The 962-nt window shown below is 71.8% G+C and carries 1 protein-coding gene; it reads left to right on the top strand.

The genetic code is table 11. From position 1 onward, the window contains the following. Positions 1-962 (top strand): hydantoinase/oxoprolinase family protein (locus EN925_RS37400; RefSeq protein ID WP_281040707.1); only part of this gene is annotated, 962 nt, incomplete at both ends.

The raw sequence follows: 962 nt of genomic DNA, 5'->3' as shown, positions 1-962 counted from the left end.
ATCGCAGCACCGCTGATGGTGGTGCGCGGCGATGGCGCGCTGGTTTCAGCCGCTTTTGCCCGCCAGCGACCGATCGAGACCATCCTGTCCGGCCCGGCCGCCAGCCTGGTCGGCGCCCGCCACATGACCGGGCTCGACAATGCTGTGGTGTCCGACATCGGCGGCACCACCACCGACGTCGCCGTGCTCGACGGCGGCCGTCCCAGGCTCGATCCGGAAGGCGCCACCGTCGGCGGCTTCCGCACCATGGTCGAGGCCGTCGCCATGCGCACCTTCGGCCTCGGCGGCGATTCCGAAGTGGCGCTGGAGGATGGCGCGCTCAACCCGAAGATCCTGCTCGGGCCGCGCCGCCTGGTGCCGCTGGCGCTGGCCGGCATGGCGCATGGCGTAGCGGTGATCTCAGAGCTGGAGCGCCAGTCGCGGGCACCCAATCCCGGCCGCATGGACGGCCGTTTCGCGGTGCGCACCGGCGTGCCCGACCGGCTCGCCGCCGGCCTGACCGGCGCCGAAGCCAGGCTCTACGAGGCCATCGGTGCCGTGCCGCTCGCCGTCGACAGGCTTTTGACCTCGAACGCGCAGAACGCGACGCTGAACCGGCTGGTGTCGCGCGGGCTGGTGCATGTCGCCGGCTTCACCCCGTCGGACGCCGCCCACGTGCTGGGCAAGCAGGCGAACTGGGATCCTATCGCGGCGCGCCTCGGCGCCGAACTGTTCGCCCGCAAGCGTGACGGCCGTGGCCAGAACATTGCCGCTTCGCCGGAAGCGATCTCGGAACGGGTGCTGGTGACGCTGACGCGCTGGTCGGCCGAATATATCCTCGAGACCGCCTTTGCCGAGGATGGGCTCGATGGCGCCGCGACAGTGGCGCACGCCCTGGTGCAGCGCGCAGTCGACGCGCATCCCGGCATCGCCCGCCTGAGCGTTGCGCTCGACCGCCCGGTCATCGGCCTCGGCGCCTCGGC

Source organism: Mesorhizobium sp. M7A.F.Ca.US.006.04.2.1 (genome assembly GCF_004022915.1).
Taxonomy (GTDB): Bacteria; Pseudomonadota; Alphaproteobacteria; order Rhizobiales; family Rhizobiaceae; genus Mesorhizobium; species Mesorhizobium ciceri.
The sequence above is the reverse complement of the archived record's forward strand: the minus strand, read 5'-3'. Positions and strand labels throughout refer to the sequence as shown.